The 15,596-nt window shown below is 43.4% G+C and carries 15 protein-coding genes; 11 read left to right on the top strand and 4 right to left on the bottom strand.

Annotation, left to right across the window (positions count from 1 at the left end):
- The first annotated feature begins 288 nt into the window (after positions 1 to 288).
- Together OCV30_RS10745 and OCV30_RS10740 are read left to right on the top strand one after the other, a co-directional pair.
- Positions 289 to 2,079, top strand: coding sequence for a hypothetical protein (locus OCV30_RS10745; RefSeq protein WP_065679289.1), 1,791 nt, complete (start codon positions 289 to 291; stop codon positions 2,077 to 2,079).
- A gap of 173 nt (positions 2,080 to 2,252) precedes the next feature.
- The gene (locus OCV30_RS10740; RefSeq protein WP_102552608.1) at positions 2,253 to 3,014 is read left to right on the top strand and encodes an IS5 family transposase; all 762 of its coding nucleotides are present in this window, start codon (positions 2,253 to 2,255) and stop codon (positions 3,012 to 3,014) included.
- 44 nt (positions 3,015 to 3,058) lie between these two features.
- Here OCV30_RS10740 and OCV30_RS10735 read toward each other — a convergent pair whose 3' ends face one another.
- Positions 3,059 to 4,402 (bottom strand): sigma-54 interaction domain-containing protein, encoded by a 1,344-nt coding sequence (locus OCV30_RS10735; protein WP_065680252.1) that lies wholly within the window; start codon positions 4,400 to 4,402, stop codon positions 3,059 to 3,061.
- Between the two features lie 278 nt (positions 4,403 to 4,680).
- Between OCV30_RS10735 and OCV30_RS10730 the strand changes: the two genes are divergently transcribed.
- The 4 genes from OCV30_RS10730 (at position 4,681) to OCV30_RS10715 (ending at position 8,744) form a co-directional block, all read left to right on the top strand.
- Positions 4,681 to 5,442, top strand: coding sequence for an IS5 family transposase (locus tag OCV30_RS10730; RefSeq protein WP_102552608.1), 762 nt, complete (start codon positions 4,681 to 4,683; stop codon positions 5,440 to 5,442).
- Between the two features lie 131 nt (positions 5,443 to 5,573).
- Entirely contained in the window at positions 5,574 to 6,131 is a 558-nt protein-coding gene (locus tag OCV30_RS10725; RefSeq protein WP_065679560.1) for a YceB family lipoprotein, read from the top strand.
- Between the two features lie 203 nt (positions 6,132 to 6,334).
- A complete protein-coding gene (locus tag OCV30_RS10720) occupies positions 6,335 to 7,897 on the top strand; it encodes a glutamate synthase-related protein (protein WP_065679561.1) in 1,563 nt (520 codons plus the stop codon).
- 325 nt (positions 7,898 to 8,222) lie between these two features.
- Positions 8,223 to 8,744, top strand: a complete 522-nt coding sequence (locus OCV30_RS10715; protein WP_065679562.1) for an NADPH-dependent FMN reductase — start codon at positions 8,223 to 8,225, stop codon at positions 8,742 to 8,744.
- A gap of 141 nt (positions 8,745 to 8,885) precedes the next feature.
- Here the strand turns inward: OCV30_RS10715 and OCV30_RS10710 are convergent, their stop codons facing one another.
- A complete protein-coding gene (locus OCV30_RS10710) occupies positions 8,886 to 9,698 on the bottom strand; it encodes an enoyl-CoA hydratase/isomerase family protein (protein WP_065103917.1) in 813 nt (270 codons plus the stop codon).
- 130 nt (positions 9,699 to 9,828) lie between these two features.
- On the opposite strand from OCV30_RS10710, the gene OCV30_RS10705 reads away from it, so the two are divergent.
- Positions 9,829 to 10,788: a LysR family transcriptional regulator gene (locus tag OCV30_RS10705; protein ID WP_065679563.1), complete on the top strand. Its 960-nt coding sequence runs from the start codon at positions 9,829 to 9,831 to the stop codon at positions 10,786 to 10,788.
- Positions 10,789 to 10,922: 134 nt separating this feature from the next.
- Positions 10,923 to 11,363, top strand: a complete 441-nt coding sequence (gene soxR / locus OCV30_RS10700) for a redox-sensitive transcriptional activator SoxR (RefSeq protein ID WP_065679564.1) — start codon at positions 10,923 to 10,925, stop codon at positions 11,361 to 11,363.
- Between the two features lie 32 nt (positions 11,364 to 11,395).
- Here soxR and OCV30_RS10695 read toward each other — a convergent pair whose 3' ends face one another.
- Together OCV30_RS10695 and OCV30_RS10690 are read right to left on the bottom strand one after the other, a co-directional pair.
- The gene (locus OCV30_RS10695; RefSeq protein ID WP_065679565.1) at positions 11,396 to 12,166 is read right to left on the bottom strand and encodes a carbohydrate deacetylase; all 771 of its coding nucleotides are present in this window, start codon (positions 12,164 to 12,166) and stop codon (positions 11,396 to 11,398) included.
- A 76-nt stretch (positions 12,167 to 12,242) separates the two neighbouring features.
- Positions 12,243 to 13,583 carry a 6-phospho-beta-glucosidase gene (locus OCV30_RS10690; protein ID WP_065679566.1) on the bottom strand — a complete coding sequence of 447 codons (1,341 nt, stop codon included), beginning with the start codon at positions 13,581 to 13,583 and terminating at the stop codon, positions 12,243 to 12,245.
- Positions 13,584 to 13,685: 102 nt separating this feature from the next.
- Here OCV30_RS10690 and OCV30_RS10685 point away from each other — a divergent pair, with 102 nt between their 5' ends.
- From OCV30_RS10685 to OCV30_RS10675, 3 genes are all read left to right on the top strand, one after another.
- Positions 13,686 to 14,570 carry a LysR substrate-binding domain-containing protein gene (locus OCV30_RS10685; protein WP_065679567.1) on the top strand — a complete coding sequence of 295 codons (885 nt, stop codon included), beginning with the start codon at positions 13,686 to 13,688 and terminating at the stop codon, positions 14,568 to 14,570.
- Between the two features lie 76 nt (positions 14,571 to 14,646).
- On the top strand, positions 14,647 to 15,027 hold the full coding sequence (locus tag OCV30_RS10680) for a VOC family protein (RefSeq protein ID WP_065679568.1): 381 nt from the start codon (positions 14,647 to 14,649) through the stop codon (positions 15,025 to 15,027).
- Positions 15,028 to 15,165: 138 nt separating this feature from the next.
- On the top strand, positions 15,166 to 15,585 hold the full coding sequence (locus OCV30_RS10675) for a globin (protein WP_065679569.1): 420 nt from the start codon (positions 15,166 to 15,168) through the stop codon (positions 15,583 to 15,585).
- Positions 15,586 to 15,596: the final 11 nt, after the last annotated feature.

Raw genomic sequence — 15,596 nt, 5'->3', positions numbered from 1 at the left:
TTTAAAGATCACTTACCTTGTATCCAAAGCTCTAAAGATGTCCGACTTAGACACTTTGTTCATCCTTTCAAGTCCTTGATTGTTTGGTCAAATCTCTGGTTTATGGACAAGTGATAACAAAGCGTCCAATAAAGTTGAGCCTTCAATATACAAACATCAACCAAATCAATTAGTTGAACTTGGCTTGGTATATGCTCTATCGAACCTACGAATAGCTAAGGGATTTTCTCCCATTTGGACATGACAGAAAACCCCAAGAGCATAAGTATGGATAAATGGAGAGAGAACATGAAGGTTATAAATTATTTACTTAGTGTGCTTTTGTTGTTTAGTAGCCCTCAGTTGGCGTGGGCTACTGTTGATGTGATGGAACTCGATGGTAACGCGACCAGTGATAATAGTGCTATCGATTGGGATGACGTAAATGATCCTAACAGCACGGTTGGGATTGCAGAATTTTTCCAAAAAGACCGTAATGGTATCGACCAAATCTTTTGGAAGGGTGGGTCAAAAGATGATTCCGACATTACAGATTGGGCGTTCCGTACCGCGTCACCACAACCAAAAGATGACTTTACTAATGCGTATGCCGCTGCCTTTGAAAGCGAAGGCGATTTGCTAATTTACTTTGGTGCAGACCGATATGCGAACAATGGTGATATGTACATTGGCTTCTGGTTCCTACAAGACCAAGTAGGGTTACCGGATGGGAAAACCAAAGGCGACTTCGTTGGGCAACATGTCAATGGAGACATCCTTGTGCTGATTTCATTCCCACAAGCGAGTGGCGGTAATCCGTATATAGAAGTGTTGCAGTGGGATTTAAATAATGGCGATGTCACCGACAACATGACGAGAATTTTCCAAACGGACGGTGACCCTAAATCGAATGACTTCGTTGGTGCAAGATGTGGCAGTGGTGCTGTCGGTGTCGAGAAGATCTGTGCGATTTCAAATGATGATTCTATCGGGGCAATTGATCTACCCAATGTACAAGGTTGGGACTATCTAGCTAAAACGGGTGAAACAACCTCTATTCCGACAGAAAGCTTTGTGGAAGGTCGATTAAACTTGTCAGCTCTGTTGAATGATGAGTTTGGTATTGAGGATATTCCTTGTTTCAGTAGCTTCTTAGTGGAGTCACGAGCTTCTCGTTCGATTGATGCATCTTTGGCTGACTTCGTTGTTGGTTCATTCAGTTTATGTAGCATCAATATAGCGGCGACTTGTAACACAACCAGCTTTACGGTTGATGGCATGTTTAACATAGATTACACCGTGACGGTTACCAATACTGGCCCTGGTTCGTTAGGTACCAATGGTGATTACGAAGTGGCCTTTTTATCTGAGTCACCAATCTTAGGTGCGCTTCCTGTCGTGGGTAACGGCGATGAAGTGTGGAGTGTCGGCGAGTCATTCTCATTCATGGGTAATTACTTGTCGGTAAATAATGGTGCCGTCGGTGTAATAGATGGTGCGGTGGATCTTGATGGGCTTATCGTGAATGCTCAAGCGCCAGTGGCCTACAATTGTCCACCAATAGACTTGAGCCCGATGGTTGAAATTTCTAAGGTGTGTAATAGCTTCTTAGAGGTTGATGGCGGTCAAGTTGTGCTTAAGAAAACCTATGATGTTGAAATATGTAATACCGGTGATATCCCATTGGCCATTGAATCACTGGTGGATTCTAAGGATGACTCTTTGAGCCGTTCTGATTTACCTACTGAAGTAGTCAACAGCAGTTATTACCTCGACTTTGCTTTACCTTGTGATGATCTTGAGGATGTGACCACATGTGGTGCTGGCAATATGTGTAGTGCATTAAGTGCCGACCCTGAGCTGTTTGCTTGTAAAACGGGTGAAGGAGAGTGGATACCGAACTTTGGTGATGCGATTGGTCAAGTGTGTACCCAAGTAAGTAAAACTTATGCACCCAATGTGTTACCAACCGGAACTGCAGGAATGCTATCTAATCAAGTGACAGCAACGTTTGACTCGCTGTTCTTGCAAGAAGCATTTATGGAAACATCGAACATTGCAACCTGTGATGTTTGTCCATTTACTGTACCTGAGCCATAAGTACTTTCATTAATTGAGTACGACTAAACTCTAAAGCAGCCTAGTTCGTTAGGCTGCTTTATTAGTTATTTAGTTAGCTAACTAGGGCGTGTTGATCTTTCGTGAGTGTTTTTTGAACAGCATGGTAAAGAGTTATAATTTGCTTCGCCAAAAGTAAAACCATAACCAATACCATGCCAAGAACAATGCTAACTGATATTCGCTGGGAACTGCTACTCCAAGTTATGAAAAGTACAGGTCGTATTTACGATAAAACTGAACATCGAATGACATTTGAAGGAATACTTTATCGAATGAGAACAGGTATTCCTTGGCGAGATCTACCCTCTGAGTTCGGAGAGTGGAGTACCGTTTACAGACGATTTAATCTTTGGTCAAAGAAAGGGATTTTAGATAAACTTTTCAAAAGCTTATCTAGCATGGCTGATTTTGAATGGGTCTTTCTTGATGGCTCTATAGTTCGAGCGCATCAGCATAGTACAGGTGCAGCTACTGAAAGCTCAGAGCAAATAGGAAAAAGTCGCGGGGGCAACTCAACCAAAATTCACTTAGCCGTAGATAGTGGTGGTCTGCCGATTTGCTTTGATTTATCAGAAGGACAACGCCACGATATAGTGCATGCCGAAAGCTTAGTTGAACAACTCGATGAAGTTAATACTATCGTTTGTGATAAAGGATATGACAGCGAACCTTTCCGTACTTTTGTTAAGGAACGTGGCGGAGAAACGGTAATTGCTAAACGCAATTACGGACAAGATATAGACAAAGACAGTATGGATTGGTGTCTATACAAGTATCGTCACTTGGTCGAAAATGCCTTTGGGAGAATTAAGCATTATCGAGCTATTTCAAGTAGATATGACAAGCTAGAAAGGAATTATGCCAGCATGTTATCGCTGGCATTCATGTTAATGTGGCTACCGATGTATTGTTGAACACAAAATGTACAGCAAAGATCAACACGCCCTAGTTAGGCGACTTAAATTACTATCTGATGTTTCTTGATCAGCTTGTATAAGGTCGTTCGGGAAATACACAACGCTTTAGCAGATTGGGAAATATTGTAGTGGTGTTGCTGAATCACTCGACGAACATTTTTTGAAGAAAGTCGAGTGTCACTCTCAGTATCGGGCGACGCGTCTTTTAATTGAATCCCCATATGACGAGTAGAGAGGGCGCTTGAGTTAGAAAGAACAATCGCTCTTTTTATGCAGTTAAATAATTCTCTGACATTGCCCGGCCAATGGTACTGTTTCATTTGCTCAAGGGTGTCACTAGGCAGTTTGGTTTTGGATGCGTAATTGTGCTTCAGTTCAAATCGAACCAAATCTTCAATGTCTTCTTTGTGATCATTGAGTGGTACTAGGTCTAATGGAAGTACATTGATGCGATGAAATAGATCCTTTCGAAATTTACCCGCAGCAACGGCTTGTTCGATATTGACGTTGGTGGCGAAAATTACACGGCAATCTACGGGCAATTGGTTATTACTACCGAGTCGTTCTATCGAACTATTTTCAAGAAAGTGGAGCAGGTAAGTTTGCAGCGAAAGTTCAAGGTCGCCGATCTCATCCAAAAATAGTGTGCCACCATTCGCTCTTTCCACGTGTCCGACGTAGCGTTTGTTTGCACCCGTGAACGAGCCTTTTTCAAAGCCAAATAACTCTGAGTGAATCAGGGATTGTGGAATTGCGCCACAATTTACAGCGATGAAAGGTTTTTGACTGCGGGCTGAGGCCTCATGTATTAAACGCGCACATAGGCTTTTTCCTGTTCCGGTTTCCCCTTGAATCAGCACTGGAAAATCGTTGTTAGCGATCTTGGCTATCTTCTTTTTAAGTTGCTGGATGGTTCTGGATTGCCCCACCAATTGACATTCATGGCACGAGACAGGTTTAGGTCTAGTTTGCTTGATGTCTACCATGCCATACGCATGCCCTAAATTTCGACAAAGCCATTCTGTATCAATAGGCAGGTGGTAATAATCCCAAAAGGTTTGCTTAATGAGTGATAAGTTGCGGCTTGGTGGTTGGTTGCAAATAGCGATTGCTTTTAAACTTGGAGAGTGAACCTTTAACGCTGATATTTGCTCACATTGTTTGTCGATTGAGGATGATGTTAGACAAGAAACCACAATTGGTGCGTAGCTTTCGCTGCGTGTCTCGAGTAAGTGAATGGCCTGTTCGGTCGTTTCTGCAACTTGAGCTTCCCAGTTATGGAGACGCAGTTCTCCAACCCACTGACTATGGTGCAGGCACGCGGTGTTGCATAACAAAATCACAGAACGAGTTATTGGCTCAGGTGATACTCTTTTTGATGGCATTGTGCTCACTCTTCATGTTTCGATGTCCATGATGAAACCTTCAGTAAGCCCCCTAAATATCCCATAAGCTTAGAAGCAAAATTCAATTAATTCGAGTACACAAATTTGACGGTGTTTAGCTGACAAGTGGGCATTTTTTCAAGCGAGAAAGTTAATCTGGTGCTTTACTTACTGATATTCATGCTATTAGGGCGTGTTGATCTTTCGTGAGTGTTTTTTGAACAGCATGGTAAAGAGTTATAATTTGCTTCGCCAAAAGTAAAACCATAACCAATACCATGCCAAGAACAATGCTAACTGATATTCGCTGGGAACTGCTACTCCAAGTTATGAAAAGTACAGGTCGTATTTACGATAAAACTGAACATCGAATGACATTTGAAGGAATACTTTATCGAATGAGAACAGGTATTCCTTGGCGAGATCTACCCTCTGAGTTCGGAGAGTGGAGTACCGTTTACAGACGATTTAATCTTTGGTCAAAGAAAGGGATTTTAGATAAACTTTTCAAAAGCTTATCTAGCATGGCTGATTTTGAATGGGTCTTTCTTGATGGCTCTATAGTTCGAGCGCATCAGCATAGTACAGGTGCAGCTACTGAAAGCTCAGAGCAAATAGGAAAAAGTCGCGGGGGCAACTCAACCAAAATTCACTTAGCCGTAGATAGTGGTGGTCTGCCGATTTGCTTTGATTTATCAGAAGGACAACGCCACGATATAGTGCATGCCGAAAGCTTAGTTGAACAACTCGATGAAGTTAATACTATCGTTTGTGATAAAGGATATGACAGCGAACCTTTCCGTACTTTTGTTAAGGAACGTGGCGGAGAAACGGTAATTGCTAAACGCAATTACGGACAAGATATAGACAAAGACAGTATGGATTGGTGTCTATACAAGTATCGTCACTTGGTCGAAAATGCCTTTGGGAGAATTAAGCATTATCGAGCTATTTCAAGTAGATATGACAAGCTAGAAAGGAATTATGCCAGCATGTTATCGCTGGCATTCATGTTAATGTGGCTACCGATGTATTGTTGAACACAAAATGTACAGCAAAGATCAACACGCCCTAGTAAATGTATTCACGGATATCGTGTTTTTACTTTTTGTTTGCTGATGAATACACAGTAAACCCCGCGCTAATCACTAACGATAAAGAGCTGATATTGATGATAATTAACGTAGCAAAAAAGTTCATTTTAGCAGCTTCTGCGCTGATGCTCGGCGGTTGTGTTAGCTACAGTGTGACTGAACAAGAAATGACGAACTACCTGCAAGATTCGGTGATGTTAGAACAAGAAGTCGGTGTGCAAAGCGTTATGTATGCGCAAGTCGCTGTTGATGATTTAGCGGTGCAGATTGGTAGAGCTGATACCGAGCGTGTGTCTGTTTTAGCGAACACCAATGCAAAAGTTCAGGTGTTCAATATGCCGAATATGGGGTTGGACTTGGATATCGAGTTCAGTGCGATTCCTGAATACGACAAAGAGAGCGGCGAGATTTATTTGAAATCACTGCGTTTAGAGCGCTTTGAAGAAAAAGATAAACAGCTTTCGCCAGAGATTGCCAAACTGCTTAAGCCTGCCGTTTCCATGATTGGTTTTGCTTTGTCCCAGTCTCCCGTTTACAAGCTCGACAGCAATAAAGTGCAAGAGTCGTTGATTAAGTCATCGGAACCGAATCTAGTGATCCGAGATAATAAGTTGGTTATCGAATTGTTTGATTAACCTTTTTCGTTTTAGCTTGGACTAAGATTTGAACATAATGGCTGCCGATTAGGTGGCCATTTTTGTATGTGTTGAGCGGTTCATTAATCTTATCGAACTATCCCATTTATTGAATTAGCCGCGTATCTCACCTTTACTTTACTCTTGTGAGCAAGCCATCGCTTCAGTCATCAAATGATAAAAAAGATAAAGGTGAACGAACTATGAAGAATCCAGTAATAGCGGATACCAAGCCAATCAAAGTGGAGCTAACTGAAGGGGAGGAGTATTACTTCTGTACCTGTGGTAAATCGAAAAACCAGCCGTACTGCGACGGCTCTCATGCCGGTACCGGCTTTAAACCGAAGAGTTTTGTGGCCGAAGAAAACGGCGACGCTTACCTATGCCGCTGTAAATATTCGAACAATCTCCCTTTCTGTGATGGCACCCATAAACAGTTTACGGCTGAGCAAGTGGGCCAAGAAGGCCCCGATGTTCACATCCAAGCGGCAACGCCCGATCTCTCACCTGCGGCTTCTGCAACCAAAGAAGAGCCCACGGTCGAATTCATTCATCAATTAGCACGAGATGGCTTATCCAAAGTGGGTCACCATGGGCCAATGACTTCAATGGGTGTTCCAAGATATCTATTACCTCACTGGGATGATATTCAAGTGATGGTTGCTCAAATGGCGACCAAACCTCTGTTGGAACATGTGCCAGTCGGTACTGAGCTGATTATTGGGCCAAAAGCGAAAAAGCCGCTTAAATTGAACATCTCCTTGTTTGTTTCTGATATGAGTTTTGGGTCTTTGTCTGAAGAAGCGAAAGTCTCGTTGGCGACAGGCGCGGAACTCGCAGGCACAGGTATCTGTTCTGGAGAGGGCGGTATGTTACCCGAAGAGCAAGCCGCGAACTCACGTTACTTTTATGAACTGGCCAGTGCTCAGTTTGGTTACGATGAATCTAAGCTCAAGAATGTCCAAGCCTTTCACTTTAAAGGTGGGCAGGGGGCTAAAACCGGAACAGGTGGGCACTTACCGGGTGCGAAGAACATCGGCAAGATTGCAGAGGTACGCGGCATTGAAGCGGGTACGGCTGCGATTTCTCCACCAACCTTTGTTGATCTAAAAACCGTCGAGGATTTTAAAAAGTTCGCCAACCGAGTTCGAGAGGTGACAGGCGGAATCCCAATTGGCTTCAAGTTAAGTGCCAATCATATTGAAGAGGATATTCAGTTTGCACTCGATGCCAGTGCTGATTACATCATCTTGGATGGGCGCGGAGGTGGTACAGGCGCTGCGCCTGAAATGTTCCGAGACCATATCAGTGTTCCCACCATTCCAGCACTTGCTCGTGCCAGAGCTTATTTAGACAAGCAAGGTGTAAGTGACAGAGTCACCTTAATCATTACTGGCGGACTTCGTGTTCCTATGGACTTTGTAAAAGCGATGGCGCTTGGCGCTGATGGTGTCGCCATTTCGAACAGCGCCATGCAGTCGATTGGTTGTGTGGCGGCGAGAATGTGTAATACCAACAATTGCCCAGCAGGCATCGCGACTCAAAAAGCCGATTTACGCCAACGCTTGAATGTCGAGAAAGCGTCGAATCAACTCAAGAACTTCTTCGAAGCTTCGAATGAATTGATGCAAGTGATGGCGAGAGCGTGCGGCCATGATCATTTAAATCAGTTTAACCCTCACGATTTAGCGACATGGAATCGTGAAATGGCAGAGTTGTCAGGCGTTACTTATTCGGGCGTTAGCCCATTAAATCAATCTAAGTAAATAACACTTCAATAAAGCACACCCACTGCACTTTTGGGTGTGCTTATTCTTGCCATGCAATACAAATCCATATTCCACATGCTGTAATTAACTGCTTTATAAGTGTTTTTAAATTATTTCCTATTTTTTGAAAATATCGCTTTACCTCAAGTTAACTTGAAGTTCTATCATCGTCCCCAATCTAAAAACACAATCTATCACCTTGTCGCCTAGTGCAGGTTTTGATGTTATCAAACAGACGTTACGAATCTTCAGTTATGAACTTTGAGCTCCGTAATTGAAGTCATGAGTGCAAAAAGGTGAGAAAAATGAACAAGGATCAACAATGAAAGTATTAGCGATTGGCGCGACCAACAGTAAAGCATCGATTAACCAACAATTGGCAGCGTACACCGCAAGCTTAGTTGAGGGCGCACAAGTAGAGGTGCTCGATCTTAATGATTTCGAGATGCCTATTTATAGTGAAGACAGAGAAAAAGAGTCTGGCGTTCATCAACACGCGCAGCGTTTTTTTAGCAAGATTGGCGAAGCAGATGCTGTGGTCATCTCTTTTGCAGAGTACAACGGTTCATACACCGCAGCCTTTAAGAATGTGTTCGACTGGGCATCTCGAATTGATATGAAGGTTTACCAAGGCAAGCCTGTCGTTATGTTGGCCGCATCACCGGGCCCAGGCGGCGCAACATCGGTGCTATCTTCTGCTGTAAACTCTGCGCCATATTTTGCTGCGAACATCAAAGGCAAACTGTCTGTGCCGAGTTTTTACGACAATTTTGATGTGGAGACAGGGGAAGTGACCAACGCTGAAATATTAGAGAACCTTAAATCGATCATGAGTAAGCTTTGAACCTTAAATACTAAGCCTCAAATATAAACCTCAGGTGTCCAGTTATTAAGGTTGAGTCTTAGGTTGTAAGCTCGTGATTAATTAAGCACAGAAACGGCCACCCTCAGGTGACCGTTTTTTGTATGATGATTACATGGCTGATTATTTAGATAGCTCAGCTGCAGTATCGGCGAAGATACCTGGCATATCTTTAGCTTCACGCTCTGTTTGTCCGCCATGTTTTAGAAACGCGCCAATGATTGCCGCTGTTTTTTGCTCTTTTGCACGCTCTAAGAAGTAACGAAGCTCTAGCTCTGCGCCCGCTTGTTCGTCTTTGATTGAAGCCGCGATGATCTCTTTGTACATCACGATGTCACGTACTTCTAACTGGCTGATCACACCTAACGTTGTTGCTAAGAAATCGTCTAGGTCGGCCTTCGGTACGAACTGCGTGATGATGTTACGGCTCTCTGCTTGTTGAGCAGTGAAATCGTTGCCGAGTAACAATGCTTGTAGCGCTTTGTTTTTACCCATGCGTCTTGCAAATTGCACTGCGCCTTGGCCACCCGTTGGGATGTTTACATGAATTTCTGGTTGTGCGAATGCTGAGTTTTCAGTGCCATAAGCTAGGTCACACGCCATCACAAATTCATTACCGCCCCCACGAGCCACACCATCAACCACTGCAACAGACACTTGCTTCATTGATTTGATGTTCTCAATCATGTGATTGAATTCAATCGAACCCGCTTGTCCACCTTGCGTACCGTTGATCACATTGAGATCTAAGTGAGCTAAAAAGAAGCTTTCATTCAATGATTTAAAGACTACAACCTTGGTATCACGATCATCTTTCAATGAAAGAACGAATGCGTTGATCTCATTGATCAAATCGAAAGTCAGTACGTTCACTGGTGGGTTGTTGATAGATACAGTTGCAATGCCATTTTGGTTAGTCACAGATAGTAGTGTCATGGGATGTTCCTCTATTAGTTCGGGACTGAATGTTGTCTCCGTTATGTGCAGCTACTATAGATTTGTAATAAGATGAGAAAAACAGGCAAATTGGCACAATATTGGTGCTTGAAATGCAACAAAGGGCGTTATGGATATATCGAGTCGTTTATTATTGTTACTTGAAGTGGTTGAGCTGGGTTCGTTTGTCAAAGTGGCGGAGCAAAGAAACGTCGACCGTTCCGTTATCTCTAAACAGATCAGCCGTCTTGAAGAAGAGCTAGATGTTCGATTACTCAATCGCACCACTCGTTCGTTATCTCTGACAGCTGCAGGCAATGAGATGGTCAATCAAGCGCATCAGCTTCGTGCACTATTGAACGATACTCGACGCTTGGCGCAAAATTATCATGCAGAGCCTCGAGGGTTATTAAGAATCACCAGCTCGACCATGTTTGGTCGACAGTATGTTCAGCAAGCGATTGCTGTGTTTCAAAAACAATATCCGGATGTCGATTTTGAATTGAGACTAGAAGACCGAATCGTAGACATGGTTAAAGAAGGGTTTGATATCGGTTTTCGTATCGGTAAGCCAAAGAATTCGAGCCTGATTAGCCGTAAGATTGCCAGAAGTCGATTGCTGATTGTTGCTTCCCCAGAGTTCATTGCTGAGCATGGAGAGATCAATACCATCGAAAAGCTAGAGTCATTACCTGCCACCATTTATGCCGCACCGGGATTGCTGATCGACAAGTTTTCCTATGTTGACCAAAAAGGGCAAGCGCAGCATTTTCAGCTCAACGCGACTTATAAAGTGAATGATGTTGAGATGATTTCCAAGAGTGCTTTAACGGGCAGTACGCTCGCAGTAGTCACGGCACAGATGATTGAAGATGAAGTAATCAGTGGTGAGTTGGTGCCTATTATGACTCACTTAAACTTGGATGACTTTGGCACTTTCTATGCGGTGTACCCACATCGAGATGCACCCATAAAAACTAAGCTCTTCATTGATACATTGAAAACTATTGTCGGTGAAGATAAACCCGTGTGGGAGCAAGGCATTCCTGGATTTGACGACATGTATGGTAATCAGCGAACAAAATCATAGCTCAAAAAATCAATACGTTAGGTTGCTTTGTTACGCGTATTTTGTAACCTAACCCAAACATCAAGTTAAAGTGAACTCTATTATACTGGTCATTATCAGGATGAAACGGCTATTCAAACAGGAAGTGAAAGATCATGAGAAACATCGTATATCTCACCATAGGCCAATTGGCGGAGCGAAGTGGTGTGGCACCTTCAGCGCTGCGCTTTTATGAAACCAAAGGGTTGATTGCTTCGATTCGTACTAACGGAAATCAACGCCGGTATCAGTCGGCGATGTTGAGACGAATTGCGTTGATACAAGTCGCGCAGTCGATAGGCTTCACGCTCGAAGAGATCACCGAAGAGTTATCAACACTGCCAATGAACCATACCGCGACTAAGCGAGATTGGGAACGCGTTGCGAAGAAGTGGCAAGGGCAACTCGACAGCAAGATGGCACAAATCCGTTCGTTACAAGAGAATCTAACCGGCTGTATCGGCTGTGGTTGTTTGAGTATGCAGAAATGCCATTTACTGAACCCTGAAGACATCCTGCACGACCAAGGACAGGGAGCACAACGCATTGTCGATTAGTGCCTGTTCCTTGGTTGTTCGTCGTTCTGAGTTTAACGAATTCGTAATTCATCGAATCCAACACACTCGATATGGTTGTCGCTGAGCCATTGTTTCAACGACGTACTGGTTAAAAGATTGTATTCTTCTACTCTCTTATCGTCATATCCAGATAATGATTTCAGTTCTTCACTCACAGAAAGCGATGGGTGACACATTAACTCTACGGTGCTGTTAGGCATGGTAGTTTGGTAGCTCAACAGAATATCTTGCAAGCAGTTAAGGGAGATTCCTTGATCAAAAAATCGCATATCAAAAGCGTCCGGTGTAGGCACCAACAGTGAACCTTGCCCACTCACAATGTTGTCGATGCGTCTTACTGGCAAGCCAATAGTATTTGCTGTTTTAGTAAACGCCGTTTTGAGAGGTTTGAATACGCCACCAAAATGATGGCTGTCGATATGATTGATCTTTAAACCGGCATTGATGGCAGCTTGATACTGCGCGTTAAGCTCCAGCACAACCTCATCTTCGACTACACCAGCTTTGTTAAATAAAACCGCTTTATCTAAGAAGTTACCTTGGTCATCGACCAAACTTGGTACTAACTCTGGTGCACTAAGAGGTTTCCCTGAAGTAACCGTAAAGTGCAAGCCAACTTCTGGAACCAAACCTTGATGGTAAAGATCGATGGCGTGTTGTGTGCCCGGTTGGTTCATCATGATGGTGGTCGACTTCACCACGCCTGCTTTGAAGCACTCAACAATACCATGGTTTACCGTTTCAGTGAGACCGAAATCGTCGGCGTTTAGTATTAGTTTCATCGTGACCTCTGGTGACTAAAATGGAATGTGAACGACTTGGATTAACCTAATTTCGATTGGGCTAATGTACATAAAGTTACTGTTCATTTTGTGCCAATCGATGAGCAAACGCAGGCATGAAGTCTAGGTTCTCTCGAATCGTTTCTTGTAATGCTTCATCGATATGAGAACCACTATCGACTATAGGGTTCAGAATCAAAGCACGCTTTGCTAACACAATATCGCCGGTCATGGCCGCTTTAACGGTTAAGGTTTCAAACTCTTTCATTTGTTGTATGAGACGAAGTGTATCGCTATCAAAGGGTTCGACGTTCAGTGGCAGGATTGCACTACTGGTGATAACAGAGCTGACTTCTACCGCGCAGTCATCTGGAAGCCCTTGAATCGCACCATTGTTGCGGGTATTGACATGCATGATAGAACGCTTGTTGTTGTGAATACTGCTCATCAGTTCACAAGCTGCTTCAGAATAATGGGCACCACCTCGTTCTTCTAATAATTTCGGTTTGGTATCCAGCATCGGATCTCTGTAGATTTCGAGCAATTGTTGTTCAACTTTTGCAACCAAGTCAGCACGATTTTCGCTCTTTTCAGACGCCGAAAACTCTTTGTCTAGAATATCTCGTGACTGATAGTAGTAACGTAGGTAAGCACACGGCACCAGATTCAATGATCGAATTAACTCGGAATCCCATTCAAATAGTGGGATGTTCTTGGGCATCATTTGATCATTGCCTCCGAGGAGTTGCTCAATCACTTCTTGAAGTTTGTCTTCGCCGTTATGAAGCACTTTTCGAGCCCAAACAAGGTGATTTAAACCTGCGATTTGCATGGTGATATCTTTGCGTTCAGCGCCAAGCATTTTTGCTGCACCACGTTCCATGTTCACGGGGATATTACACAAACCGACCGTTTTGATGGTTGAGTGCTTAATTAAGGCTTCGGTCACCATGCCTGATGGGTTAGTAAAATTGAGCAACCATGCATTCGGACAAAGTGCTTCCATCTCTTTTGCGATTTCTAAAGCAATGGGTATTGTTCGACAAGCGTTAGAAAAACCACCTAATCCGTTAGTCTCTTGGCCTATCATGCGATATTTAAGTGCAATTCTTTCGTCGCGTAATCTTGCTTCTAACCGACCTGCTCGAAATTGAGAACAGACAAAGTTTGCGTCAACGAGCGCCGCTTTTCGGTCTGTCGTGAGGTGTACCGTGATGTCACAGTTGGTTTTTTTAATCATTCGCTGCGTTAAATCGGCAATCACTTGCGCTTTTTCCATACCTTCTTTGATATCGACCAGCCAAAGATCAGAAATAGGTAATTCGTGATAGCGTTTTAGTAAGCCTTCGATGAGTTCAGGGGTGTAACTTGATCCACTACCAATCACCGCGACTTTTAGTTTTTGCTTTTGCATCATTTTACTCACCATTATTATTTAGATTACATGGTTTAATCTATATGATGAGAAAGTACACCGACAAACCAGTATCGATGGTTTATGCATTAGTGAGGTTAATCTATGGGCTTATTTGAAAATCGCCAACAAACGCTGTCGCTGTTGCACACATTCAGTGTTTCGGCCAAGTATTTGAGTTTTACTCTTGCTGCCGAAGAACTATTTCTGACTCAAGGTGGAGTCAGTCATCGTATCAAAAAACTAGAACAACAATTGAAGTTCAACTTGTTTGTGCGCAAGACAAGAAAGCTTGAACTCACCCCCGAAGGGCAACGCGTTCTGGCTATGTTGAATGTCTCTTTCGAATCTATTTTTTCTGAGCTAGTGGACATTCAAACCGGAGAGCTGAGCGGTGAGTTATATATCGCGACATCGCCTTATTTCGCTTCCTCGTGGTTAATGCCGCGTTTGCCAGAATTCAGACGCTTGTATCCGAATCTAAGCATCAAACTGCAAACCAAACAGAGCCAGGCAGACTTCCAGTTTGAACCTTATGACGTGGCAATTTTCTATAGCGAAGGCCATTACCCAAACCATTATAGCGAGCGATTATTCAGTGGAGTAAGAACCCCTGTGTGTAGCCCTGAATATGCAAAACAGTTCAACCTAGAGAAAGGCATAGAACACTTGGGTGATGTCCGGTTTATCCATAATGGTGATATCACCGCGTGGCAGCGTTGGTTGCATGAGGCTCAAAGTAACGCTAATTGTGCTCTGCAGTGTGATTATTATAGCGATAATCGCTTGGCAATGGATGCGGCTATGTTATCGATGGGCGTGGCATTAGGGCGGTTAGAGTTTATGAAACCGCAGATTGAGCAAGGGTTGTTAGTCGCTCCGCTTATGAATATTGAATCCGGTAAAGGCTATGATTTGGTGTGCCCGAAAGGCATGGAGCAACGAACTAAGTTTCAGGTGTTTACTCAATGGGTTAAGCAGCAGTTATGACCGAATAGCATGCCTAGACAAACACGAATTATAGGCCTAGTTTAGGTTGTTCTTTCAATAAAAGAAGAGGTTAGTTATGTTCAGCCATGTTTTTCTCGGTACCGAAGATATTGAACGCGCGAAGTCTTTCTATAACCCAATCATGAAGGTGCTTGGTTATAGCGAAGGTTCTGTTGATCCCAAAGGGCGCTGCATTTACGTTAGCCAAACCGGTGTATTAGGTTTAACCAAACCAATTGATGGTCAGCCAGCAACGCACGGCAATGGCATGACGGTAGGTTTTTTAGCGTCTTCTCCTGAAGCTGTAGATGACTGGCATCGTGTTGGCGTAGAAAATGGCGGCACAAGCATTGAAAATGGCCCCGGTGCGAGAGGTTCTGACGAGCGTCGCTTGTACATGGCTTATTTGCGAGATCCTGATGGAAACAAGATCTGTGCGACTCACTTTATGCCATAGTTCGCCTTATGTCATCGTTCAAAATATGCCACAGTGGCGTATAATTAGAGTGTGTTGATAGTTCGGAGTTAGTTTATCGCTGCTCTGAACTAACCTGTTATTTTAAAAACCTGCTGACTATTGCAAAGGACTTGCTAGATGAAACCGAACGAACTGTTTTATGAAAGCTTTGAGCGCTGCCGGATTGACCAAGAATTTTTGGAGAGCTTTCTGGCGGATTTTTGCGAGCATAATCCAAGATTTTCAGAACGTTTTGAAAAGATAGGGTTAGAGCAACAAACCAAGATGCTTAAAGCTTCGATCATCCTCATCCACAACTCTGCTGGTCTGTCGAGTGTTCGAAATTCGGTGAAGAAGCTGGGTAAGCGACACAAAGATTTAGGGATGGATATCTCAGAGCAAGAGCTAAACGAGTGGTTTAATTCGTTGCTCAACACCGTTAAAAAGTACGACCCGCATTATAACGAGCAAGTTGAGCAAGCGTGGGCAGAAACGCTTGATGCTGGCCTCAAGATCATGAAACAAGAATGTGTTGTGCCACACCCTGTGAATCAATAAGTAAGTCAGCA

The sequence above is a fragment of the Vibrio atlanticus genome, from assembly GCF_024347315.1.
Classification (GTDB): domain Bacteria; phylum Pseudomonadota; class Gammaproteobacteria; order Enterobacterales; family Vibrionaceae; genus Vibrio; species Vibrio atlanticus.
The sequence above is the reverse complement of the archived record's forward strand: the minus strand, read 5'-3'. Positions and strand labels throughout refer to the sequence as shown.